General features: G+C 63.5%; 23 protein-coding genes and 1 other RNA gene. 15 read left to right on the top strand and 9 right to left on the bottom strand.

Annotated features, from left to right (window positions below; translation table 11 throughout):
• From EV286_RS13715 to EV286_RS13695, 5 genes are all read right to left on the bottom strand, one after another.
• Positions 1 to 369, bottom strand: coding sequence for a VOC family protein (locus EV286_RS13715; protein ID WP_132957700.1), 369 nt, complete (start codon positions 367 to 369; stop codon positions 1 to 3).
• A 121-nt stretch (positions 370 to 490) separates the two neighbouring features.
• A complete protein-coding gene (locus EV286_RS13710; protein WP_132957699.1) occupies positions 491 to 727 on the bottom strand; it encodes a hypothetical protein in 237 nt (78 codons plus the stop codon).
• A 64-nt stretch (positions 728 to 791) separates the two neighbouring features.
• Positions 792 to 1,481 carry a YafY family protein gene (locus EV286_RS13705; RefSeq protein ID WP_132957698.1) on the bottom strand — a complete coding sequence of 230 codons (690 nt, stop codon included), beginning with the start codon at positions 1,479 to 1,481 and terminating at the stop codon, positions 792 to 794.
• Positions 1,482 to 1,489: 8 nt separating this feature from the next.
• Positions 1,490 to 2,452, bottom strand: a complete 963-nt coding sequence (gene nudC / locus EV286_RS13700; protein WP_132957697.1) for an NAD(+) diphosphatase — start codon at positions 2,450 to 2,452, stop codon at positions 1,490 to 1,492.
• Entirely contained in the window at positions 2,449 to 2,859 is a 411-nt protein-coding gene (locus tag EV286_RS13695) for an HIT family protein (RefSeq protein WP_132957696.1), read from the bottom strand. Before EV286_RS13695 ends, nudC begins: the two co-directional genes overlap by 4 nt.
• A 91-nt stretch (positions 2,860 to 2,950) precedes the next feature.
• On the opposite strand from EV286_RS13695, the gene ffs reads away from it, so the two are divergent.
• The 3 genes from ffs (at position 2,951) to EV286_RS13680 (ending at position 5,318) form a co-directional block, all read left to right on the top strand.
• An RNA gene (ffs, locus tag EV286_RS13690) (signal recognition particle sRNA small type) lies at positions 2,951 to 3,048 on the top strand.
• Positions 3,049 to 3,091: 43 nt separating this feature from the next.
• On the top strand, positions 3,092 to 4,963 hold the full coding sequence (locus EV286_RS13685) for a DNA polymerase III subunit gamma/tau (protein ID WP_132958056.1): 1,872 nt from the start codon (positions 3,092 to 3,094) through the stop codon (positions 4,961 to 4,963).
• A gap of 31 nt (positions 4,964 to 4,994) precedes the next feature.
• Positions 4,995 to 5,318 carry a YbaB/EbfC family nucleoid-associated protein gene (locus EV286_RS13680; RefSeq protein ID WP_132957695.1) on the top strand — a complete coding sequence of 108 codons (324 nt, stop codon included), beginning with the start codon at positions 4,995 to 4,997 and terminating at the stop codon, positions 5,316 to 5,318.
• Positions 5,319 to 5,335: 17 nt separating this feature from the next.
• Here the strand turns inward: EV286_RS13680 and EV286_RS13675 are convergent, their stop codons facing one another.
• Entirely contained in the window at positions 5,336 to 5,812 is a 477-nt protein-coding gene (locus tag EV286_RS13675; RefSeq protein WP_132957694.1) for an Lrp/AsnC family transcriptional regulator, read from the bottom strand.
• 118 nt (positions 5,813 to 5,930) lie between these two features.
• Between EV286_RS13675 and EV286_RS13670 the strand changes: the two genes are divergently transcribed.
• Complete coding sequence (locus tag EV286_RS13670) at positions 5,931 to 6,491, top strand: alpha/beta fold hydrolase (protein ID WP_132957693.1); 561 nt, start codon at positions 5,931 to 5,933, stop codon at positions 6,489 to 6,491.
• On the opposite strand, the gene EV286_RS13665 is transcribed toward EV286_RS13670, so the two are convergent.
• Positions 6,469 to 7,080 carry an MOSC domain-containing protein gene (locus EV286_RS13665; protein WP_132957692.1) on the bottom strand — a complete coding sequence of 204 codons (612 nt, stop codon included), beginning with the start codon at positions 7,078 to 7,080 and terminating at the stop codon, positions 6,469 to 6,471. The genes EV286_RS13670 and EV286_RS13665 overlap by 23 nt on opposite strands.
• A gap of 56 nt (positions 7,081 to 7,136) precedes the next feature.
• On the opposite strand from EV286_RS13665, the gene recR reads away from it, so the two are divergent.
• Positions 7,137 to 7,742 (top strand): recombination mediator RecR, encoded by a 606-nt coding sequence (gene recR / locus EV286_RS13660; protein ID WP_132957691.1) that lies wholly within the window; start codon positions 7,137 to 7,139, stop codon positions 7,740 to 7,742.
• Positions 7,743 to 7,754: 12 nt separating this feature from the next.
• A complete protein-coding gene (locus tag EV286_RS13655; RefSeq protein ID WP_132957690.1) occupies positions 7,755 to 9,005 on the top strand; it encodes a lytic murein transglycosylase in 1,251 nt (416 codons plus the stop codon).
• A gap of 7 nt (positions 9,006 to 9,012) precedes the next feature.
• Here the strand turns inward: EV286_RS13655 and EV286_RS13650 are convergent, their stop codons facing one another.
• Both EV286_RS13650 and EV286_RS13645 read right to left on the bottom strand, forming a co-directional pair.
• A complete protein-coding gene (locus tag EV286_RS13650) occupies positions 9,013 to 9,468 on the bottom strand; it encodes a GNAT family N-acetyltransferase (protein ID WP_132957689.1) in 456 nt (151 codons plus the stop codon).
• A gap of 25 nt (positions 9,469 to 9,493) precedes the next feature.
• Positions 9,494 to 11,125 (bottom strand): MFS transporter, encoded by a 1,632-nt coding sequence (locus EV286_RS13645; RefSeq protein WP_132957688.1) that lies wholly within the window; start codon positions 11,123 to 11,125, stop codon positions 9,494 to 9,496.
• 254 nt (positions 11,126 to 11,379) lie between these two features.
• Here EV286_RS13645 and rimP point away from each other — a divergent pair, with 254 nt between their 5' ends.
• The 9 genes from rimP to pnp all read left to right on the top strand — a co-directional run bounded on the left by rimP (position 11,380) and on the right by pnp (position 22,535).
• Positions 11,380 to 11,982 (top strand): ribosome maturation factor RimP, encoded by a 603-nt coding sequence (gene rimP / locus EV286_RS13640; protein WP_132957687.1) that lies wholly within the window; start codon positions 11,380 to 11,382, stop codon positions 11,980 to 11,982.
• 62 nt (positions 11,983 to 12,044) lie between these two features.
• Entirely contained in the window at positions 12,045 to 13,655 is a 1,611-nt protein-coding gene (nusA, locus tag EV286_RS13635) for a transcription termination factor NusA (RefSeq protein ID WP_132957686.1), read from the top strand.
• Positions 13,652 to 14,344, top strand: coding sequence for an RNA-binding protein (locus EV286_RS13630; protein WP_132957685.1), 693 nt, complete (start codon positions 13,652 to 13,654; stop codon positions 14,342 to 14,344). The genes nusA and EV286_RS13630 overlap by 4 nt, the downstream gene beginning before the upstream one ends.
• Positions 14,345 to 14,448: 104 nt before the next feature.
• A complete protein-coding gene (gene infB, locus EV286_RS13625) occupies positions 14,449 to 17,172 on the top strand; it encodes a translation initiation factor IF-2 (RefSeq protein ID WP_132957684.1) in 2,724 nt (907 codons plus the stop codon).
• 75 nt (positions 17,173 to 17,247) lie between these two features.
• The gene (gene rbfA, locus EV286_RS13620; protein ID WP_132957683.1) at positions 17,248 to 17,658 is read left to right on the top strand and encodes a 30S ribosome-binding factor RbfA; all 411 of its coding nucleotides are present in this window, start codon (positions 17,248 to 17,250) and stop codon (positions 17,656 to 17,658) included.
• 12 nt (positions 17,659 to 17,670) lie between these two features.
• On the top strand, positions 17,671 to 18,603 hold the full coding sequence (gene truB / locus EV286_RS13615; protein WP_132957682.1) for a tRNA pseudouridine(55) synthase TruB: 933 nt from the start codon (positions 17,671 to 17,673) through the stop codon (positions 18,601 to 18,603).
• Between the two features lie 97 nt (positions 18,604 to 18,700).
• Positions 18,701 to 19,555 carry an alpha/beta hydrolase gene (locus EV286_RS13610; protein ID WP_132957681.1) on the top strand — a complete coding sequence of 285 codons (855 nt, stop codon included), beginning with the start codon at positions 18,701 to 18,703 and terminating at the stop codon, positions 19,553 to 19,555.
• A gap of 153 nt (positions 19,556 to 19,708) precedes the next feature.
• Complete coding sequence (rpsO, locus tag EV286_RS13605; RefSeq protein ID WP_132957680.1) at positions 19,709 to 19,978, top strand: 30S ribosomal protein S15; 270 nt, start codon at positions 19,709 to 19,711, stop codon at positions 19,976 to 19,978.
• Positions 19,979 to 20,396: 418 nt separating this feature from the next.
• A complete protein-coding gene (pnp, locus tag EV286_RS13600) occupies positions 20,397 to 22,535 on the top strand; it encodes a polyribonucleotide nucleotidyltransferase (protein ID WP_132957679.1) in 2,139 nt (712 codons plus the stop codon).
• Positions 22,536 to 22,606 lie beyond the last annotated feature (71 nt).

Here is a 22,606-nt window from a genome sequence, read left to right as displayed (position 1 = left end):
TCACTTGTCCGGCTCGCAGACCCGTAGCCGATGACCGTCCGGATCGAGCACGACGAAGGTCGGGCCGAAGTCCATTTCCGTGAGTTCCTGGGCGATAGGCAGTCCACGCCGCTGCCAGTCCTTGTAGTGGGCCGCGACTGCGCCCTCGCCTTCGACCATGAAGGCCACTTCGCCGCGATTGCCGATGGCAGAGGGCTGGGGCTGGACGCTACTGCGCCGCCAGAGGCCCAGGGTGAGGCCGCCATCGACCGAAAAGGCCGCGAAATTGGGAGCCGCGACCGAGGGCGGGCGACCAAGCAGATCCTGGTAGAAGGGAATGCTGTCGGCGGGGTCTTTCACATAGAGAATGATGAGGTTGGGGCTGATCATGCGCGTGCTCCGATGCGTTTCGCAAAGAGGATAAAATACGTCCGCCGCCCTGGGAGGCAGGCGGCGGAACGAGGGCCCGGCCGCTCACACGATTGCACGCGGCGCCGGGCAGAAAGGGCTATCAGCGAGGCAGGACGCCTTCGTAACGAGGCTCGCGCCCGTCCATGAAACCGAGATCGCGCTTCACGCGGTCCGGCATCGCATCGAGATCGAGTTGCGAAGAGTGGCCTGCCATGTGTTGCAGAGCGCCAATGGCATGGCGCAGGTGCCCGACCTGCTGGGAAAGCCATTCCTGCATATAGGCTTCTGTAGAGGGACGCTCGGTAACGTTATGCCTGATGAGATCGTTGCTTGCCATGATCGATCCTCCTTTGATGGAACCGATAATAGCTGCATCTGCTGACAGATTCTGGCAGCATTGATCAGACGTCCGTGGCCATTTCCTGTTGCTCCCGCCACTCCTTCAGCAGCACCGCGCGCCGGCGCGGATAGCGGGTGTCGTGGGGCACGATTTCGGCAATCCGGTCGGTCCTGAAATGTCGGAAATCCCGGCGCAATTCGCACCAGGCCATCAATAGGCGCGTGCGCTCGAAATAGCCGAGCGCAAACGGCCAGACGCGGCGCACGGAGATGGCCCCGGCCTCATCGCTATAGGTCAGCTCCAGCACGCGCTCCATGCGGATCGCCTTGCGGATCGCCGCAAGATCCGCCCTGTCCTCGGCATAGCGCTGCTTGACCACGATCGAGGTGGAGGTATCGATCTCCTCGCGAAGATCCGACGGCAGCACGGCGGCGATCTTGGCAAGCGCGTCCGAGCCGGCAACGGCAAGCCGCGGGTCAGCCGCCTTGGCGACCCAGCGCGAACCGAGCACGAGCGCCTCGATCTCGTCCTGGGAGAACATCATCGGCGGCAGCATGAAGCCGGGTTTCAGCACGTAGCCAACGCCGGCTTCGCCCTCGATCATCGCCCCCTGCGCCTGCAGGCTGGCAATGTCGCGGTAGAGCGTGCGCAGGCTGACGCCCGTCTCGCTCGCAAGCGCCGCCCCACTGACAGGCAGCCTGTGGCGCCTCAGCGTCTGGAGCAACGTCAACAGGCGTTCCGAGCGCGCCATGGCCGGTCCTAACTATTCCACTCCACCCAGTCGCGCATCAGGCGGTGGGCGATCGCGCCCTTGGGCGGTGATGTGTGCCCGGACGGAGCGGTGACCCGTTCGAGCATGGCGAGCGTCTCATCGCGGCTGAACCAGCGGCAGTCCTCGAGCTCCGCTTCGTCCCGCAGGATATCGACGGTCTTGGCCTCGGCATAGCAGCCGATCATGAGCGAATGCGGCATGGGCCAGGGCTGCGAGGCATGGTAGCGGACGCGCCCGATCTGAATGCCGGATTCCTCCAGGGTTTCGCGGCGCACGGCATTCTCGATCGTCTCGCCCGGCTCCAGGAAGCCGGCCAGGCAGGAATACATGCCCTCCGGAAAGTGCGGGCTGCGGCCAAGCAGACAGCGATCGCGCTCCTCGTCGATCGCCAGCATGATGACGACCGGATCGGTGCGCGGGAAGATGATGTGCTCGCAGGCGGTGCACACACGCTTGTAGCCGCCGATGCGGCTCTCCATCGGCGAACCGCACCGGCCGCAGAAGCGATTGTCGCCGTTCCAGCGGATGAGGCTCACGCCCTGGGCCACCTCGCCGAGAAGCATGTCGTCAAGCAGCATGTCGCGATAGAGCGAGCGGGCATCCGCGGGCTTGTACTGGCAGGCCAGTTCCTCGGCGTCGATGCGCACCGGCACCGCAAGCCGCGGCTCGCCGGTCTTGCGGTAGCCGAGCAGGATCGCCTCGTCCCAATCGGGATCGAGCTCCTGCAGCTCGTAGCGCGCAAAGAGCGGATCCAGCACCTGCCCGTCGTGCTTCAGCACCAGCTTTTCCTTGGTGAAGGCGAGAATATGGGTGCCGTCCCTCTGCAGCGCCTTTTCCACGGACTGTTCGTCGCGGTGTTCCGCTTGCCGGTCGAGATCGTTGCCGGCAAAGGCAGTGAGATTACTCGCTTCCTGATGCGGCGCATCGGAACTGAAGATCGAATGGCTCATGGCGAAAGGGCTTCCCGCAAACTTTCTATGAATCTACGCATTTCCCCAGGCTCATATGGCTGCGCCGTGCCATGGCCCCACACGGGACCGGGCCAATTCGCATCCCCCTCGAACCGGGCAATGACATGAACATGAAGCTGCCGGACCATATTGCCAAGAGCCCCGACATTGATTTTTGTCGCTCCGGTGGTTTGCTTCAGCGCGCTCGCAACCATGTTGGTTTCGAAGGTCAGCATGACCTGGTCGAGCGGCGTCAGCTCAAAGAGCTCGGCAATATCCGGCCGTCGCGGAACAAGCAGCAGCCACGGCCAGCGACTATCCCGCATCAGTCTCAATTCGCAAAGGCCGGTTACGGCCACCGGCTCGCTATCGGCCGCCAGGCGCTTGTCGAGCATGAATGCGCTCAAAGGTGCTATCCTCCAGTCTTTTCATAACGTTTAGCAGTTTTTTCGGGTCTTGGCTTGCTTTTGATGGCGATATTGCCGATATGTGCATCCGGGAGGTTGGTGGTGGACGAGCCACTCGCCAACCGGGTCAGGTCCGGAAGGAAGCAGCCCTAACGAGCCCCGGCACGGGTCATCGTGCCAGCCTCCCACCTTCTCTTCCGAAAAGCTCGTGAACCGGGCGACAAGCAGGGCGATGAGCGACACCGAGCGACAGTCACAAGATGCTGCCTCGACAGGCACCGGCTACCGGGTGCTGGCCCGCAAATACCGCCCCAAGGACTTCACGGATCTGATGGTCGGCCAGGAGCCGATGGTGCGCACGCTCACCAACGCCTTCGAGACCGGACGCATCGCGCAGGCCTACATGCTGACCGGCGTTCGCGGGGTCGGCAAGACGACGACGGCGCGCATCCTGGCGCGGGCACTCAATTACAAGACGGCCGAGATCGACAAACCGACGATCGACCTTCGCATTCCGGGCGAGCATTGCCAGGCGATCATGGAGGGCCGTCATGTCGACGTGATCGAGATGGACGCCGCCTCGCATACCGGCATCGACGATATCAGAGAGATCATCGAGCAGGTGCGCTACCGCCCGGTTTCGGCGCGCTACAAGGTCTACATCATCGACGAAGTGCACATGCTCTCGACGCAGGCCTTCAACGGGCTTCTGAAAACGCTCGAGGAGCCGCCGGAGCATGTGAAGTTCATCTTCGCCACCACCGAGATCCGCAAGGTGCCGATCACGGTGCTTTCACGTTGCCAGCGCTTCGACCTGCGCCGCATCAGCGCTTCCGATCTCGTGCATCTCTTCACCACCATTGCCGGCAAGGAAGGCATCGAGGCCGAGCCGGATGCACTGGCGATGATCGCACGCGCCGCCGAGGGTTCGGCCCGCGACGGGCTGTCGCTGCTCGATCAGGCGATCGCCCATGGCAGCGGCATCGTTGAAGCGGAAGCCGTGCGTTCCATGCTCGGCCTTGCCGACCGCGCCCGTATCGTCGACCTCTTCCAGCACGTGGTCAAAGGCGACGTGGCAAGCGCGCTCAACGAATTCCAGAGCCAATACGAGGCGGGCGCCAACCCGGTCGTCGTGCTGACCGATCTTGCCGACTTCACCCATCTGGTGACGCGGCTGAAATATGTGCCTGACGCCGCAGACGATCCTTCGCTGAGCGAGATCGAGCGGACCAAGGCCGGCGAATTCGCTCAGGGCGTCGCCGTGACGACGCTTTCGCGCATCTGGCAGATGCTGCTCAAGGGCATCGAGGAGACGGAAGGCGCTTCGCGCACGGCGGGGACTGCGGAAATGGTCTTGATCCGCCTTGCCCACGCCGCCCACCTGCCCGCGCCGGAAGATGCCGCACGCCGGCTTGCCGAATTTTCGGAGACGAGTGGCGGCAGCAAGCCCTCTGCACCGTCGGGCAATGGTGGCAGCAACGGCGCGACAGTGAACTATCAGGGCAATCTCGCGGCTAGGGCGACCGACGCGGTGCCGCGCCCACAGCCTTCCGGCCCGACCGCGATGCTGCGCGCCGTACCCAATCCCGACCCGCAGAGCATCCCTGTCGGCCGCATCGAAACGAGGCAGAGCGAGGCGCCGAAGCCCCTGGTGCCGGTCAATTCGATCGCCGATATTGCCAATCTCGCCGGCGAGAAGCGCGACGCGAAGATCAAGGCGCTGGTGCGCAATTTCGTGCGCCCCGTCCGCATCGAGCCCGGCCGGCTCGACGTCAGCCTGACCGAAGGCGCTCCCGGTACGCTGCTCAACGAGCTCGCGGTCAAGCTCAAGGAGTGGACGGGCATCCACTGGATCGTCTCGCTCAGCCGCGAGGCCGGCGAGCCGACAATGGTCGAGGCGGAAGCCAAGGCGCAGGAACAGCGCGTGAGCGACGCGCGCCAGGACCCCGACGTGGCGGCGATCCTCGCGCAGTTCCCCGGCGCGAAGATCATCGACGTGCGCGTGCGCGCCGGCGAGCCGGAAGAGGACGAGCAGGCAGCGCCGCCCGCGGCGGCAGAGTCCGAAGAGGGCGACATCCTGCCCGGCGACGACATAGAATTCTGAGACAAGACAGACGAACGAAGGGATACCGACTATGCGCGACATCATGGGAATGATGGGCAAGGTCAAGGAAATGCAGGCCAAGATGGAGAAGATGCAGGCGGAGATCGCCGAGCTTCACGCCGAAGGCAAGGCCGGCGGTGGCCTGGTCACCGTCCGGATCAGCGGCAAGGGCGAGCTTCTCGGCCTCAAGATCGATCCCTCGCTCTTCAAGGAAGACGATGTCGAGATCCTCGAGGACCTGATCGTGGCGGCCCATAAGGATGCCAAGGACAAGGCCGAGGCGCTTGCCGCCGAAAAGACCAAGGAACTGACCGCCGGCTTGCCGATCCCGCCCGGCTTCAAGCTGCCGTTCTGATCACTGCGCTTGCCGATCTAGCTATTCGCCCGGCGGATTAATGCACGGCCGATGGTTTTGGCTGGCTCGGCGCGCAGAACCAGCGATGTCGTGACCGCGCCGTAGCGGGCAATCGAATCGACAATGGTCTCGAGCTCTGCCGGCGACGGAACCAGCACCTTGAGAATGAAGCAGTCCTCGCCCGTCAGCCGCAGCACCTCCATGACGTGCGGCATTTCCGAGAACTGCTTCAGGCACGGGCGGATGAACTCATGGGTCGTCCGCAGCCGGATCACGGCCATCATCCCGAGCCCCAGGACGGCAGGATCGATGCGGGCGCCGTAGCCGGTGATGATGCCCCTCTCCTCCAGCCGCTTCAGGCGCTCGGAGGTGGCAGGTTGCGACAGGCCGATCTTGCGGCCGAGTTCGGAAACGGAAATCCGGCCGTCCTCCTGCATGATCTCGATGATCAGCATGTCGGTCGGGTCGAGCTGCTGGCCAGCTGTTGCAAGCATTTTGTTGGTCCACCTTCAATCCATCGGCGGCAGAAGCTTTCCTCCGATGGATCTGCATGTCAATCGGGCGCCACCTCAGTCATGTTTCTTCCGAGCATAGACGGATGGAAGGCGAGACATGAGCGAAGTCATCATCATGCCCGGCATCGGCGGATCGGGCGACAGCCACTGGCAGACATTCTGGGAAAAGGCTGACGGGCGCATGCGTCGCTTCCAGCCGAGAAGCTGGGACGAACCGGATCTTGCCGACTGGATCGACGCGCTGGAACGCGAGATCGCCCGCTGCGCAAGGCCGCCGCTGCTCGTGGCGCACAGTCTTGCCTGCCTGCTCGTCACGCATTGGGCTGCGCGCGGCACTGCAAAGATCGCCGGCGCTTTCCTTGTTGCCGTTCCGGACAGCAGTTCTCCTTCGTTTCCCGCGGAGGCGGCGGGCTTTGCCGAGCCGCCCATAGCGCGGTTTACCTTTCCGTCGATGATCGTCGCGAGCAGCGATGATCCCTATGGATCACTCGATCACGCATATCGCCGCGCCGGGGAATGGGGCAGCGCTGTCACCGAGATCGGCGCCCGCGGCCACGTCAACGCCGCAAGCGGCATCGGCGACTGGCCGGAAGGCAAGGCCCTCCTTGGGGATTTCGAGCGTGGGATTGCCGAGGCTAGCTTTCCAGCGCAGCCCTGAGCTTGCGGTGGATGGGTGCCGCGAGATAACGCGCCCTATCCTCGTCCGAGAGCTTCCTGCCGAAGCTCGCCATCATCTCCGGCATCGTCACCCCGGCGCCGGCGTAGGGCACGTATTCGACCGGCAATCCAGCCTCGACCGCGCCTCCGGCAAGGACACGGCAATAGACGCCCGGCCTGCCGGCCCTCGTGTAGCGCTTGACGAACCGGGGATCGCCCATCTTCGCGGCGAAGGTCGCGCAGGGGATGCGTGCCGACGTCGCCTCGAGCACGAGATTGCCGGCGATGAAACGATCACCGACGCAGACCTGCCGGTTGTCGAGGCCGTCGATAACGAGATTCTCGCCGAAGGCGCCGGGTTCCAGTGTTACGCCGAGTTCCTGCGCCCACCAGCTGAGCGTCAGTGAGCCTTCCAGCAGGATCGCCTGATCCTCACCGCCATGGTGCTTGCGGTTGCATATCGCGTCGCCGACGAGCCCTTCCTCGTCGATCAGGACCGCGCCGCCGACGGGATGCTTGTAGATGCCGGTCTTGTATTGCCTTCCCCGCAGCCTCTCCGGGCGTCCGAGGCAGACAGACAGTATTTTCATTGCAGCGACGTCCTTACGCATTTCCGTTTCGGCACGATATCGTCTAAAAGCCGCCTATGGCAAAGCGAGTCACCGGTCCCGAAATCGAGAAACTGATCCAGCTCTTGGCAAAAGTGCCGGGGCTCGGCCCCCGCTCGGCGCGGCGGGCAGCACTCCACCTCATCAAGAAGAAGGACCAGCTGCTCGGGCCGCTTTCGCAGGCGATGGGCGAAGCCTATGACAAGGTCAAGATCTGCTCGCGCTGCGGCAATGTCGATACCGTCGACCCCTGCACGGTCTGCACTGACGACCGCCGCGACCAGTCCGTCATCATCGTCGTCGAAGACGTTTCCGACCTCTGGGCACTTGAACGCGCCGGCGCGCTGAACGCCGCCTACCACGTGCTGGGGGGGGCGCTCTCCCCGCTGGACGGCATCGGCCCGGACGACCTCAACATCCGCGGCCTCATCGACCGCATCGGCGAAGGCGGCGTCCGCGAGCTGATAATCGCGGTCAATGCGACGGTCGAGGGGCAAACCACAGCACACTATATAACCGACCAGCTTTCCGGCTTCGACATGAAGATCACACGTCTCGCGCACGGTGTGCCTGTCGGCGGCGAGCTCGACTACCTTGACGAAGGTACACTCACGGCGGCGCTGCGAGCACGAACGGCAATCTAGGGAGGCAGCTTCATGGGCATTTTTGGCCGGCTTTCGATCCTCGGCGCGGCTCTCACGATCCTGTTGCATGGCCCGGCATCCGCCGCCCCATCGAAAGCCGATGTCGAGGCCCAGTTCGAAAGCTGGGTGCAGAACGATCTCTGGCCGGAGGCGCGCAAGAACGGCATCTCCGAGAAGACGTTCCGGGCCGCCTTTGCCGGCATCGAGCTGAACTGGGATCTGCCGGACCTTGCCCCACCCGGCTTTCCGCCGCCGAAGGAGCGCAAGCAGAGCCAGGCGGAATTCTCCTCGCCCGGCAGCTACTTCACCGAAGCACGGCTGCAGAAGCTTGCGATTACCGGCCGCGCCATGGCGAGCCAGCATGCCTCGACGCTCAGGCGGATCGAGAAGACCTACGGCGTGCCGGGGCCAATCGTGCTCGCCGTCTGGGGTCGCGAGACCGGCTTCGGTGCGGCGAAGATCCCCAATTCCGCGATCGAGGTGCTGGCCACCAAGGCCTTCATGTCCACCCGCAAGGAGATGTTCCGCACCGAACTGGTCGCGGCGCTGCACATTCTGGACGGCGGCGACGTCGCGCCCGCAAGCTTCAAGGGCTCCTGGGCAGGCGCGCTCGGACAGCCGCAATTCATGCCGACGAGCTACCTGAAATATGCCGTCGATTTCGACGGCGACGGCCACCGCAACATCTGGACCTCCGTGCCGGATTCGCTCGCCTCTATAGCCAACTATCTATCCAAGAAAGGCTGGCAGCGCGACCGCGACTGGGGCTTCGAGGTCTCGATCCCCGCCAATGTCTCCTGCGCGCAGGAAGGGCCCGACCTCGCAAAGCCGCTGTCGCATTGGGCCTCGCTCGGCATCAACAGGGTAACGGGCAAGGCCTTCCCTGCGGGCGAGATGAAGGCTCCGAGCATGATGCTGGTACCGGCGGGTCGCGACGGGCCGGAATTCATCGTCACGCCGAATTTCTACGTCATCAAGGAATACAACAACTCCGACCTCTACGCGCTCTACATCGGCAATCTTGCCGACCGGATCGCCCATGGCTCGGCCGCCTTCCAGGGCCGATGGGGCGATGTCGGGCACATGCTGCGCTCGGACGTGGCGACGATGCAGAAGGCGCTCGAGCGGCAGGGCTACGATGTCGGCGGATCGGATGGGCTGCCGGGCTACAAGACGCGGCGTTCGATCGGACAATGGCAGGAAAAGAACGGTCTGAGGCCGACCTGTTTCCCGGAAGCCTCGATGATCGGCAAGTTGAAGTAGCCGCCGCTCAGAGCGACAGCTTCAGCCCTTCGTGCGTCGCGACGAAACCGAGTTTCTCGTAGAAGCGGATCGCGTCGGCGCGCGCCTTGTCGGATGTGAGCTGGACCAGCCCGCATCCGCGGTCGATGCATCTGGCGATCGCCCAGCGGATGAACTCGGCGCCGAGCCCGCCGCCGCGAACTTCGCGGGCAACCCGCACGCTCTCGATCTGGCCGCGCCACATGCCGGTGCGTGAAAGGCCGGGTATGAACGAGAGCTGCAGGCAGCCAACGACACGTCCTGTCCCGTCGACCGCGACGGCAAGCAACTGGTTGGGGTCAGCCTCGATCGCCGCGAACGCCGCCCGGTAGCGCCCGTCCACCGGATCGCTGACCACCTCGCGGCTCGCGCCGATTCCGTCATCGGCAAGCAAACCAACGATCGCGGCGAGATCGGCGCTATCGGCCCTTCTGAATTCGTACATCGCATAATCCTAAGGGTCTTGATGGCTAATGATGCAGATCGACGGGCGTCTTGTGGAAGACGTCGTCGCTCGGCGGGATCGTCTGGCGCTCGATCATGCGATGCACATGCGGCCGTCCGGTGCCGCGATGAAGGGCGAGCAGCCTATCCGCATTTTCGGCATCGGCCTGGGTGCGGCGCTGATTGTGCCGGATATACTCGACCCAAGTCGCCGTATGATAGGTCTCCGTCCAGCACCCAGGATTTTCCAGGTCGCGCATCAGAGCCCAGTTTCCCGCTCCGTCTCGAATGCGGATGCGGCGGCGCTCAGTCATGAGCAACAGGAACTCGGGCACGTCCGTATCGGCGACCTCATAATCGACTTGAATGACGATCGGGCCGCTGCGCGGCTTGATATCGAGGCTGAGCGCCGGCTCGATGAAGCGGTTGAGCGGGTCGAGATTGAGGGAGGCAAAGGCCGGCATCGCAAAGCGCAACCCGATGATAATGCCGCAGAGCATGGCGACGGCCGAGGCGAGAAGCGCATTGGAGACGCCGTATCCGTCCGCGGCAGTGCCCCAGAGCCAACTGCCGGCCGCGATGCCACCGAAGGTCACTGTCTGATAGAGCGACAGCGCCCGTCCGACCACCCAGCGGGGCGTCGAGAGCTGCACGATCGTGTTGAACAGGGAAAGGGCAAGCACCCAGCAGGCGCCTGCAATCATCAGCCCGGCGCATGTCAGCCAGGGACTGGGGCTGAGGGCAGCGATGGCGGCGCTGAGCGCAAAGCCCGTAAAAGCATAGCGTACGATCGTTTCGCTCGAGAGCGTTTCCCTCAGGCGCGCGTTGAGGATGGCTCCGCCGATGGCGCCGACCCCGAAGGAGCCGAGCATGAGGCCGAAGGTCAGCGGCCCGCCGCCGACGAGATCGAGCGCGACGATGGGGAGCAGTGCCAGGATGGCGCTGGCCGTCAGGCCGAAAATGAAGCCGCGAAACAGCACCTTGCCGAGATTGGGCGACATCGCCACGTAGCGCAGTCCTGCCGAGATGGCGGCGCCGAGGTTTTCCCGCGGCAGCGTCGAAACCGGAAATTCGGGTCGCCAGCGCAGGAGCGCGTAGATGAGGGCGAAATAGCTGAGCGCGTTGACCGCGAAGGCGGCCGCAGCGCCCGCGAAGGCCACGATGATGCCGCCTACCGCCGGGCCGACGCTGCGCGTCATGTTGAAGCCCATGCTGTTCAGCGTCACCGCGTCGGGCAGGTCTGAGCGCGGAACCATGTCGCCCACCGACGCCTGCCACGACGGATTGTTGAGCGCCGTTCCGCAGCCGATCAGGAAGGTGAAGAGGAGGAGCAGCCAGGGCGTGATCCAGCCGAGCCACGCGCAGGCGGTCAGAAGCACCGAGACACCAAGCATCAGGAATTGTGCCGTCAGCATGACGCGGCGGCGGTCGAAACTATCGGCAAGCGCGCCGGAGACCAGCGAAAAGAGCATGATCGGCAATGCCGTCGAGGTCTGGACAAGCGCCACCATGTCCTCGGAGGACGAAATCATCGTCATCATCCAGGCCGCACCGACCGCCTGGATAAGGCCGCCGAAATTGGATGCCAGGCTTGCGAACCAGATCGTGCGAAAGGTTTCGTGGCGAAGCGGCGCCAACGTCGACAATGTCTGCGTCACCTATTGTTCTCTCCCGGCTTGATGTTCTCGTCCCCGGTGCCAATATATGCCCAACAGCTCGGCTTGCCAGTGCCCGCCTCGGGCCATGGAGCAGGAGAGCCGGACGCGATCCGGCAGAGACCTTGCAATCGGCGCCGGGAAAGCGTATATGGCCGATAAATTCTTGATCGTTCGATGAAGAGTGGGCCGCGAGGACCCGCTCTTTTTTATTAGCTCGATCACCAGTTATGAGAAAATTCGCAGGAGTGGACCGCTTGCCGGATCTGACAAACGCAGACAACGGAAACGAGCCGCGGCTGATCGTGGAGACCGGACTCGACCAGCGCGTTGCCGCTATCATCGAGCCTACTCTCGTCGGCATGGGCTTTCGTCTCGTTCGCGTTCGGCTGATGAATCAGAACGGCGCGACGCTGCAGATCATGGCCGAGCGCAACGACGGAACCATGACCGTGCAGGATTGCGAGGCCGTCTCGACGGCGATTTCGCCGGTGCTCGATGTGGAAGATCCGATCGATAAAGCGTATCATCTCGAAGTGTCGTCGCCCGGCATCGACAGGCCGATGGTACGCAAGTCGGATTTCGAGCGCTGGCAAGGTCATCTCGTGAAGTGCGAGACCTCGATCCTCGTCGACAACCGCAAGCGGTTCCGCGGCAAGATCGTCGAAGTCGGCAGTGACGGATTCACGCTTGAGCGCGATCAGGTGGCCTATGGCGAGGAGCCGCGCGTTACCGTTCCGTTTAGCGCGCTTGCCGATGCGAAACTGATCCTGACCGACGACCTGATCCGCGATGCGCTTCGCGCCGACAAGCTGGCGAGAGCGCAGGCCGCGAACCAGAACGACGAAGACGAAGAATAACCGATTAACGAACCGCCCAGAGGGACGGGAACCCCGCGGCGGGAAGACGGAGACATAAGACAATGGCAGTCAGTGCGAACCGGCTCGAACTTCTGCAGATCGCTGATGCAGTGGCGCGCGAAAAGGTCATCGACCGAGAGATCGTGCTCGCAGCAATGGCCGATGCGATCCAGAAGGCCGCGCGCTCCCGCTATGGCACCGAATCCAACATCCGGGCGGACATCAATCCGAAGACCGGCGAAATCCGGCTGCAGCGCCTGCTCGAGGTGGTCGAGAAGGCCGAGGACTATTCCACGCAGATCCCGCTGGAACTCGCCCGCGACCGCAATCCCGATGCCGCAATCGGCGACTTCATCGCCGACCCGCTGCCGCCGATGGATTTCGGCCGTATCGCCGCCCAGTCTGCCAAGCAGGTCATCGTGCAGAAGGTGCGCGAGGCCGAGCGTGACCGCCAGTACGACGAGTTCAAGGACCGCGTCGGCGAAATCGTCAACGGCACGGTCAAGCGCGTCGAATACGGCAACGTCATCGTCGACCTCGGCCGTGGCGAAGGCATCATCCGCCGCGACGAGATGATCCCGCGCGAGAACATGCGCTATGGCGACCGCGTGCGTTCCTATGTCTACGACGTGCGTCGCGAGCAGCGCGGCCCGCAGATCTTCCTGTCGCGCACGCATCCGCAGTTCATGGTCAAGCTCTTCACCATGGAAGTTCCGGAAATCTACGACGGCATCATCCAGGTGAAGTCGGTCGCCCGCGATCCGGGCTCGCGCGCCAAGATCGCCGTGATCTCGAACGATAGCTCGATCGATCCGGTCGGCGCCTGCGTCGGTATGCGCGGTTCGCGCGTCCAGGCCGTCGTCGGCGAACTCCAGGGCGAGAAGATCGACATTATTCCCTGGTCGCAGGACCCGGCGACCTTCGTCGTCAACGCCCTGCAGCCGGCCGAAGTTGCCAAGGTGGTTCTCGACGAGGATGCGGAGCGCATCGAAGTGGTCGTTCCGGACGAGCAGCTTTCGCTTGCCATCGGCCGCCGCGGCCAGAACGTCCGTCTTGCCTCGCAGCTGACCGGCTGGGACATCGACATCATGACGGAAGCCGAGGAATCGGAGCGCCGCCAGAAGGAATTCAACGAGCGCACCAACCTCTTCATGGATTCGCTCGACGTCGACGAGATGGTCGGCCAGGTGCTCGCCTCGGAAGGCTTTGCCGCCGTCGAGGAACTCGCCTATGTCGACCTCGACGAAATTTCGTCGATCGACGGTTTCGACGAGGATACCGCGCAGGAAATCCAAACCCGCGCCCGCGAATACCTTGAGCGCATCGAAGCCGAAATGGACGAGAAGCGGAAGGCGCTCGGCGTTTCCGACGAACTGCGCCAGATCGACGGGATGACCGCACAGATGATGGTCGCCCTCGGCGAAGACGGCATCAAGACGATCGAGGATTTCGCAGGCTGCGCCTCCGACGATCTCGTCGGCTGGACCGAGCGCAAGAACGGCGAGACGAAGAAGTTCGAAGGCCTGTTCTCCAAGTTCGACGTCTCGCGGGTCGAGGCCGAGCAGATGGTCGTGCAGGCACGCCTTCTCGCCGGCTGGATCACCGAGGAAGACCTCGCGGCCAGCGCTGAAGAGGCAGAAGAAGAAGAGCCCGAGGCCGAGCAGGAAGCATGATGAAGGCGCAGGTGCCGGACAGTCCCCTTGAAGACGACGATCTTGCAGGTGACGACATGAACGGCCGCATGTGCATCGTGACGCGCGAAAGCGGATCGCCGGACGAGTTGATCCGCTTCGTGGCAGCCCCCGACGGGACCGTGGTGCCTGACCTGAGGCGGCAGCTTCCGGGACGGGGCTGCTGGGTCAAGCCGGAGCGGTCCCTGGTGGACAAGGCGGTGGCGAAGAAGCTGTTTTCCCGAGCCCTCAAGGCGGAGGTGACGGCAAGCCAGGATCTCGGCGCCATGGTCGACCGGCTGCTTGCGGCCAATCTGGCCGGCATGATGAACCTGGCGCGCAAGGCCGGCCAGTTCGTCAGCGGGTCGTCGAAGGTCGATGGCGCCGTCAGGACCGGCGAGGCACTTGCCGTGTTCCACTCGGCGAGTGCTGCGGCAGACGGCGTCAGAAAGATAGATCAGGCCCGCAAGGCCTGGCACCTCGGAATGGAGACCGAGAACGAAATACCCTCCTTCCGCCTCTTTGCGGAGGCGGAAATGGAAGAACTGATGGGTCAGAATGCTTTTATCCATGCCGCAGCGCTTGCAGGGCAGGCGGGTGAGGGTGTAGTGAAGCGCGCAAAGCTGCTCGAACAGTACCGCAATGGCGGTCCGTCCCGGGCAACGGGCGGCGCTGGCCAGCAAAAACAATGACGCGGTCATCGGCAGCGGCCGGACGACCCCTCATTGATCGACAGTATTTGAACGACAGGGTCTGATGGACGTCATCCCTCCCTGTCCGAAGGAACGGGAACGGAATGACCGACAACAAAGACGACAAGACACTCAGCGTATCGGGAAAAAAGACCCTCACCCTCAAGCCGTCCGGGATGAGCCAGGGTACCGTGCGCCAGGACATGGGTCGTGGTCGCACCAAAGCGGTTGTGGTCGAGACCCGCAAGCGGCGTCCCCTGCGACCTGAAGACGAAAAGGCCGTGGCGGCAGCGTCGGCGGCACCGGCCGCGCGTGTGGCAGAGCCGGCGCCGGCCGTCCATCAGCCGCGTCCGCCGCAGCCACCCCAGCCGCGGATCCATCAGCCTGGCGGCCAGCAGCGCCCGCCCCAGTCATCGCAGCAGCCGCCGCGACAGGACAGGCCGCGCCCGACCGTGCTGAACGAGCTTTCCCCCGGTGAGATCGAAGCCCGCCGCCGCGCATTGCAGCTGGCGCAGGCGCGTGACGCCGAGGATGCGGTACGCCGCGCCCAGGAAGAAGCTCGCCGCAAGGTAGAAGAAGAACAGCGCCAGGTCGCCGAACGCGAGGAAGCCGCCCGCCGTGCCGCCGAAGAGGCGGAGCGCGGTCCGGCACCGGTCGAGGTCGTGGCTGAAGCCGCGCCCGCAGCAATCGAGGCGAAGGTGGAGGCTCCCCGGCCATCCCAGCCGGCGGCACCGGTCGTCCGTCGTCCGGACGGATCGGCCCAGGCCCCGCGCCCGGCAGCACCCGCTGGCGACGCTGCGGCCCGTGGCCGCCGCCTGAACAACGCGGAAGACGAAGACCGCGGCCCGCCCCGGGGTGCCCCGGCGCGCGGCAAGGTCGTCCGCCCCGAGCCTGCCAAGCCGGTCACCCGCCCGAAGACCGAAGACGAGCGCCGCCGTGGCAAGCTGACGGTCACCACGGCCGATGTCGACGGCGAAGGTGCCGAGGCTCGCGGCCGCTCGCTTTCGGCCATGCGCCGCCGACAGGAGAAGTTCCGCCGCAGCCAGATGCAGGAAACCCGCGAAAAGGTTGTTCGCGAGGTCATCCTGCCTGAGACCATCACCATCCAGGAACTGTCGCAGCGCATGTCTGAACGCGCAGTCGACGTCATCAAGTACCTGATGAAGGAAGGTCAGATGATGAAGCCGGGCGATGTCATCGACGCCGACCTCGCAGAACTCATCGCCGGCGAATTCGGCCATACCGTCAAGCGTGTTTCGGAATCCGACGTCGAACTCGGCATCTTCAACGTTGCCGACGAGGAAGGCGATCGCGTCTCGCGTCCGCCTGTAGTCACCATCATGGGCCACGTCGACCACGGCAAGACCTCGCTTCTCGACGCCATCCGCCATGCCAACGTCGTTGCCGGCGAAGCCGGTGGCATCACGCAGCATATCGGCGCCTACCAGGTCGAGCAGAACGGCCAGAAGATCACCTTCATCGACACCCCCGGCCACGCCGCCTTCACGGCAATGCGTGCCCGCGGTGCGCAGGCGACCGACATCGCCATCCTGGTGGTCGCGGCCGACGACAGTGTCATGCCGCAGACGATTGAATCGATCAACCACGCCAAGGCGGCCGGTGTTCCGATCATCGTTGCGATCAACAAGGTCGACAAGCCTTCGGCAGATCCGCAGAAGGTGCGCACGCAGCTCCTGCAGCATGAAGTCTTCGTGGAATCCATGGGCGGCGAAGTGCTCGACGTCGAGGTTTCGGCCAAGACCGGGCACAATCTGGACAAGCTTCTCGAGGCCATCCTGCTGCAGGCCGAAATCCTGGATCTCAAGGCCAATCCGAACCGCACCGCGGAAGGCACGGTCATCGAAGCCCAGCTCGACCGCGGCCGTGGTTCGGTTGCAACCGTTCTCGTCCAGAACGGCACGCTGCGTCCGGGCCAGATCGTCGTTGCCGGCGACCAGTGGGGCCGCGTACGCGCCCTCGTCACCGACAAGGGCGACCACGTCAAGGAAGCCGGTCCCGCGACCCCGGTCGAGGTGCTCGGTCTTTCCGGCACGCCGCAGGCGGGCGACAAGTTCGCCGTCGTAGAAAGCGAAAGCCGCGCCCGCGAGATCTCCGAATACCGCCAGCGGCTTGCCCGCGACAAGGCTGCTGCCCGCCAGTCGGGCCAGCGCGGCTCGCTCGAGCAGATGATGACGCAGCTCCAGGCCACGGGCGTCAAGGAATTCCCGCTGGTCATCAAGGGCGACGTGCAGGGCTCTATCGAAGCCATTGCCGGCGCGCTGGAGAAGCTCGGCACGGATGAGGTTCGCGCCCGCATCGTGCATTCGGCAGTCGGCGGCGTCACGGAATCGGATATTTCGCTCGCCGAGGCCTCGGGTGCCGCGATCATCGGCTTCAACGTCCGCGCAAACGCACAGGCCCGCTCGCTTGCCGAGCGCCAGGGCATCGAGATCCGCTACTACAACATCATCTACGATCTCGTGGATGACGTTAAGGCGGCGATGTCCGGCCTACTGTCTCCGGAACGGCGCGAGACCTTCCTTGGCAATGCCGAGATCCTGGAGGTGTTCAACATCACCAAGGTTGGCAAGGTCGCGGGTTGCCGCGTCACCGAGGGCAAGGTCGAACGTGGTGTCGGCGTCCGCCTCATCCGCGACAACGTCGTCATCCACGAAGGCAAGCTCAAGACGCTCAAGCGCTTCAAGGACGAAGTCTCGGAAGTCCATTCCGGCCAGGAATGCGGCATGGCCTTCGAGAACTACGAAGACATCCGCGCCGGCGACACGATCGAGTGCTTCCGCGTCGAGCACGTCACGCGCACGCTCTGATCGAACCGAGACTGGAAACTGGACGGGCGCCGGAACACTCTGTCCGGCGCCCGAACCATTTGGGGAAATAGAACAATGGCAACAAGACCTACGTCTTCGGCTCCCTCCCAGCGCATGTTGCGCGTCGGCGAGCAGGTACGCGCCGCAATCACCCAGGTCCTCCAGCGCGGCGAAGTGCGCGACGACCTGATCGAAAAGACCGTCATCTCGATCTCGGAAGTGCGCATGTCGCCCGACCTCAAGATCGCGACCGCTTTCGTAACGCCGCTCGGCGTCTCCGACCACGCCGGTGTCATCGCGGCGCTGAACCGCAATGCCAAGTTCATCCGCGGCAGGCTGGGACCTCAGCTCAGGCAGATGAAATACATGCCCGAGGTACGCTTCCGCGACGACACCAGCTTCGACAACTACAAGAAGATCGACGAGCTTCTCCGTTCGCCCGAGGTCAGGCGCGATCTCGATGACGGCCCAGACGAAGATCAATAACAGAAGAGACGAATGTCAAAACCACGCAAACCAAAGGGCCGTCCGATTTCGGGCTGGCTGATTCTCGACAAGCCGGTGGATTTCGGCTCGACCGAAGCCGTCTCCAAGATCAAGTGGCTCTTCAAGGCGCAGAAGGCCGGCCATGCCGGCACGCTCGACCCGCTCGCTTCCGGCATGTTGCCGATCGCGCTCGGCGACGCGACCAAGACCGTTCCCTATGTGATGGACGGACGGAAAATCTACGAGTTCACGGTCAGCTGGGGCGAAGAGCGCGCCACCGACGACCTCGAGGGCGAGGTGACGCAGAGCTGCGACATGCGGCCGACCGAAGAGCAGATCCGCGCGCTGCTGCCGAAATATACCGGGACGATCAGCCAGGTGCCGCCGCAGTTTTCGGCGATCAAGATCGGCGGCGAGCGCGCCTATGACCTTGCCCGCGAGGGCGAGACGGTCGAAATCCCCTCTCGCGAGGTCGAAGTCTTCCGGCTGACGCTGCTCGCCTGCCCGGATGCCGATACCGCGCATTTCGAGGTTGAATGCGGCAAGGGCACCTATGTGCGGGCGCTCGCCCGTGATCTCGGCCGCGATCTTGGCTGCCACGGGCATATTTCCGGCCTGCGGCGCAGCTTCGTCGCGCCTTTCGCCGAAGAGACCATGGTGCCGCTCGCCGACCTCGTCGAACTCGAGAAGATCGAGGACATGGACGAGCGCCTGGCGGCATTGGACGCCCTTCTCATCGATACCAGCGAGGCGCTCTCCACGCTGCCGCATCTGGTCGTCAACGACGATCAGGCGCATCGGCTGAAGATGGGCAATCCGATTCTGGTGCGGGGCCGCGATGCGCCAGTCGCCTGCCCGGAGGCCTATGCAACGGCACGCGGCAGGCTGATCGCGATCGGTGAAATCGGCGAGGGCGAGTTCCGCCCGAAGCGCGTCTTCGCCTGACGCTCATTTTGCCGGTCGCATGCGCGGCCGGTCATTGCCAAGCGACTGCAGTGCGATATGTCTTTCTCGGGCCATTGCGGCCCGAGAGGGGATCAGTATGAGCAAGACAGCAGTTGCGTTATTTGCATTCATTTCCTTGTTCGTTGCAGCCACGGGCGCCCAGTCCGCCGAGCGCTGGGCCGAACTTCCGGCTTTCCCGCCAATGCCGACGCCAAGAGTGAGCGGAATGGCTGATGTCAACGACATCAAGATGTATTACGCCGAGTATGGCGAGGGCGGTGACCCTATCCTCTTCATCCATGGGGGGCTTGGAAACGCCGATGTCTGGGGCAACCAGATCGCGGATTTCGCCAAGGATCATCTGGTCATCGTCGCTGACAGCCGCGGACACGGCCGCTCGACCCGAAGCGCGCAGCCCTTCGGCTACGATCTGATGACCTCGGACTATGTCGCACTGCTCAACTTTCTCAACATAGAGAAGGTCACGCTCGTCGGATGGTCCGATGGTGGCATCATCGGCATCGACATGGCCATGAAACATCCGGAGAAGCTGACCCGGGTCATCGCGCAGGCGGCCAACGTGACGACCGACGGCGTGAAGCCGGACGTGATGACCAACAAGACCTTCAGTCACTACATCGACGTGGCCGGCGAAGAATACAAGAAGCTTTCGCCGACGCCGAACGAGTATGACGCCTTCGTCAATCAGATCTCCCAGATGTGGGCGACCCAGCCGAACTGGACGGCGGCGGATCTCGCAAGGATAACTGTGCCCGTAACGATTGCCATCGGCGACCATGACGAGGCCATAAAGCTCGATCATACGGAGATGATGGCGAAGGAAATTCCAGGCGCCAAGCTCGTCATCCTGAAGGATGTGAGCCATTTTGCGATGCTGCAGGACCCCGCGGGATATGATGCGATGATCCGGGATGCGATGGCCGGCCGCTGAAAATCGGCCGTCGGAGACTCCCTCTTTCCATCGTGACTGATTTGGTTTATAGGCAGCGCCAGCATCGGGCGTGCCCGATTGCATTCGCGGCCAAGGCTGGACGGCATCCCGGCCTTTGGCGACTTTTCTTCCTCTCACCGAAAGGACCATCCGATGTCGATTACTGCTGAGCGCAAGGCTGCGCTGATCAAGGAATATGCAACCGTCGAAGGCGATACCGGCTCTCCGGAAGTCCAGGTTGCGATCCTGACCGAGCGCATCAACAACCTCACAGGCCACTTCAAGGACCACAAGAAGGACAACCACTCGCGTCGTGGCCTTCTGACGATGGTTTCCAGCCGGCGCTCGCTTCTTGACTATCTCAAGAAGAAGGACGAAGCCCGCTACAGCAAGCTGATTGCGAGCCTGGGCATCCGCCGCTAAAACTCTTCCGGCGGGCACTCGACGAGCGCCCGCCGGTTTTCTATTGGGGCCAGAGAGGCCTCGTTCGAAACGTTTCTTCTGCGCATTCACGCATTTTGCGCGGCACGAAACAAAACGGCAGACCGGATGAGCCGGACCTGCCAAAACCAACCGTTGACCTGTCATGGGGCAGGATTGCCGGATGCTTTGGTCAAGACAGATGTCTTGGCCCGGCCGCGAGAAGGTTCCGACCCGACCGAAGCCGTTATGCCGGATGAACGATTGTCCTCGCCGACGGCGCTGTTCGCTGCCGGCTTCGACACTCCGGAGAAGCCTCCCGTTGTCTTGCCCATGATGCGTCACATTTCGTGCGGTCGAAAGACATGCCCTGCCCTTCAAGGGCTGCGGCGCGTCTTCCCGCATCAGGCAAGGACAAGACATGTTCGACATTCACACCGTGGAAATCGAGTGGGCAGGCCGCCCGCTCAAGCTGGAAACCGGCAAGATCGCCCGCCAGGCTGACGGCGCCGTCGTCGCCACCTATGGCGAGACCGTTGTTCTCGCGACCGTCGTTTCCGCCAAGTCGCCGAAGCCCGGCCAGGACTTCTTCCCGCTCACCGTCAACTACCAGGAAAAGACCTATGCCGCCGGCAAGATTCCTGGCGGCTATTTCAAGCGCGAAGGCCGTCCGTCGGAAAACGAAACCCTCGTTTCCCGCCTGATCGACCGCCCTATCCGCCCGCTCTTCCCGGAAGGCTACAAGAACGACACGCAGGTCGTCGTCACCGTCATCCAGCATGACCTCGAAAACAACCCGGACGTGCTGTCGATGGTTGCGACCTCGGCTGCGCTGACGCTTTCGGGCATCCCCTTCATGGGTCCGGTCGGCGGCGCGCGCGTCGGCTATATCAACGGCGAATACGTGCTCAACCCGCATCTCGACGAGATGGACGAATCGAGCCTCGACCTCGTCGTCGCCGGTACGCATGATGCCGTCCTCATGGTCGAATCCGAAGCCAAGGAGCTTCCGGAAGACGTCATGCTCGGCGCCGTCATGTTCGGCCACAAGGGCTTCCAGCCGGTTCTCGATGCGATCATCAAGCTCGCCGAGGTTGCCGCCAAGGAGCCGCGCGACTTCCAGCCGGAAGACTATTCCGAACTCGAAGGCGAGATGCTGAAGCATTTCGAAGCCGAGCTTCGCGACGCCTACAAGATCACCCAGAAGGCTGATCGCTACGCTGCCGTCGATGCCGTCAAGGCAAAGGTGAAGGCGCATTTCCTTCCGGAAGAAGGCGAAGCCAAGTACACGCCGGAAGAGATCGGCGCGATCTTCAAGCACCTGCAGGCAAAGATCGTTCGCTGGAACATTCTCGACACCAAGAGCCGCATCGACGGCCGCGATCTCGAGACCGTTCGGCCGATCGTTTCGGAAGTCGGCCTCCTGCCGCGCACGCACGGTTCGGCGCTGTTCACCCGCGGTGAGACGCAGGCAATCGTCGTTGCCACGCTCGGCACCGGCGAAGACGAACAGTATGTCGACTCGCTGACGGGCATGTACAAGGAGCGCTTCCTGCTCCACTACAACTTCCCTCCCTACTCGGTTGGTGAAACCGGCCGCATGGGCTCCCCGGGCCGCCGCGAAATCGGCCACGGCAAGCTCGCATGGCGCGCCATCCGTCCGATGCTGCCGACCGCCGAACAGTTCCCCTACACGCTGCGCGTCGTCTCCGAGATCACCGAGTCGAACGGCTCCTCCTCGATGGCAACCGTTTGCGGCACCTCGCTCGCCCTGATGGACGCTGGCGTTCCGCTTGCCAAGCCGGTTGCCGGCATTGCCATGGGTCTCATCCTGGAAGGCGACCGTTTTGCCGTCCTCTCCGACATTCTCGGTGACGAAGACCACCTCGGCGACATGGACTTCAAGGTCGCCGGCACCGCCGACGGCATCACCTCGCTGCAGATGGACATCAAGATCGCCGGTATCACCGAGGAGATCATGAAGGTCGCTCTCGGCCAGGCACAGGGCGGTCGTGCTCACATCCTCGGCGAAATGGGCAAGGCGATCACCGAAAGCCGCGGCCAGCTCGGCGAATTCGCACCGCGCATCGAAGTCATGAACATCCCGGTCGACAAGATCCGTGAAGTCATCGGCTCCGGCGGCAAGGTCATCCGCGAAATCGTCGAAAAGACCGGCGCGAAGATCAACATCGAAGACGACGGCACGGTCAAGATCGCTTCCTCTTCCGGCAAGGAAATCGAAGCGGCCCGCAAGTGGATCCACTCGATCGTCGCGGAACCGGAAGTTGGCCAGATCTACGAAGGTACCGTTGTGAAGACCGCCGACTTTGGCGCGTTCGTCAACTTCTTCGGCGCCCGCGACGGCCTCGTCCACATCTCGCAGCTCGCTTCCGAGCGCGTTGCCAAGACGCAGGACGTCGTCAAGGAAGGCCAGAAGGTCTGGGTCAAGCTGCTCGGCTTCGACGAGCGCGGCAAGGTCCGTCTCTCCATGAAGGTTGTCGACCAGGCTACCGGTCAGGAGATCCCGAACGAGAAGAAGAAGGAAGACGCGGCCGAATAAGCCGCGCCTCCAAACCTTCATTCCGGGCGCGGGAGCATACCCCGCGCCCTTTTTCTATTCCGAACGCGAGA

This window comes from Rhizobium sp. BK251, from assembly GCF_004345245.1.
GTDB lineage: Bacteria > Pseudomonadota > Alphaproteobacteria > Rhizobiales > Rhizobiaceae > Rhizobium.
Note: the sequence above shows the minus strand (reverse complement) of the source record. Positions and strands in the feature narration are given on the sequence as shown.

What these genes read in the sequence shown, in the direction of transcription:
- EV286_RS13715 (WP_132957700.1), bottom strand. Translation starts at nt 369, where the DNA reads ATGATCAGCCCCAACCTCATCATTCTCTATGTGAAAGACCCCGCCGAC.
- EV286_RS13710 (WP_132957699.1), bottom strand. Translation starts at nt 727, where the DNA reads ATGGCAAGCAACGATCTCATCAGGCATAACGTTACCGAGCGTCCCTCT.
- EV286_RS13705 (WP_132957698.1), bottom strand. Translation starts at nt 1,481, where the DNA reads ATGGCGCGCTCGGAACGCCTGTTGACGTTGCTCCAGACGCTGAGGCGC.
- nudC (WP_132957697.1), bottom strand. Translation starts at nt 2,452, where the DNA reads ATGAGCCATTCGATCTTCAGTTCCGATGCGCCGCATCAGGAAGCGAGT.
- EV286_RS13685 (WP_132958056.1), top strand. Translation starts at nt 3,092, where the DNA reads ATGAGCGACACCGAGCGACAGTCACAAGATGCTGCCTCGACAGGCACC.
- EV286_RS13680 (WP_132957695.1), top strand. Translation starts at nt 4,995, where the DNA reads ATGCGCGACATCATGGGAATGATGGGCAAGGTCAAGGAAATGCAGGCC.
- EV286_RS13675 (WP_132957694.1), bottom strand. Translation starts at nt 5,812, where the DNA reads ATGCTTGCAACAGCTGGCCAGCAGCTCGACCCGACCGACATGCTGATC.
- EV286_RS13670 (WP_132957693.1), top strand. Translation starts at nt 5,931, where the DNA reads ATGAGCGAAGTCATCATCATGCCCGGCATCGGCGGATCGGGCGACAGC.
- EV286_RS13665 (WP_132957692.1), bottom strand. Translation starts at nt 7,080, where the DNA reads ATGAAAATACTGTCTGTCTGCCTCGGACGCCCGGAGAGGCTGCGGGGA.
- recR (WP_132957691.1), top strand. Translation starts at nt 7,137, where the DNA reads ATGGCAAAGCGAGTCACCGGTCCCGAAATCGAGAAACTGATCCAGCTC.
- EV286_RS13655 (WP_132957690.1), top strand. Translation starts at nt 7,755, where the DNA reads ATGGGCATTTTTGGCCGGCTTTCGATCCTCGGCGCGGCTCTCACGATC.
- EV286_RS13650 (WP_132957689.1), bottom strand. Translation starts at nt 9,468, where the DNA reads ATGTACGAATTCAGAAGGGCCGATAGCGCCGATCTCGCCGCGATCGTT.
- nusA (WP_132957686.1), top strand. Translation starts at nt 12,045, where the DNA reads ATGGCAGTCAGTGCGAACCGGCTCGAACTTCTGCAGATCGCTGATGCA.
- EV286_RS13630 (WP_132957685.1), top strand. Translation starts at nt 13,652, where the DNA reads ATGATGAAGGCGCAGGTGCCGGACAGTCCCCTTGAAGACGACGATCTT.
- infB (WP_132957684.1), top strand. Translation starts at nt 14,449, where the DNA reads ATGACCGACAACAAAGACGACAAGACACTCAGCGTATCGGGAAAAAAG.
- rbfA (WP_132957683.1), top strand. Translation starts at nt 17,248, where the DNA reads ATGGCAACAAGACCTACGTCTTCGGCTCCCTCCCAGCGCATGTTGCGC.
- truB (WP_132957682.1), top strand. Translation starts at nt 17,671, where the DNA reads ATGTCAAAACCACGCAAACCAAAGGGCCGTCCGATTTCGGGCTGGCTG.
- EV286_RS13610 (WP_132957681.1), top strand. Translation starts at nt 18,701, where the DNA reads ATGAGCAAGACAGCAGTTGCGTTATTTGCATTCATTTCCTTGTTCGTT.
- rpsO (WP_132957680.1), top strand. Translation starts at nt 19,709, where the DNA reads ATGTCGATTACTGCTGAGCGCAAGGCTGCGCTGATCAAGGAATATGCA.
- pnp (WP_132957679.1), top strand. Translation starts at nt 20,397, where the DNA reads ATGTTCGACATTCACACCGTGGAAATCGAGTGGGCAGGCCGCCCGCTC.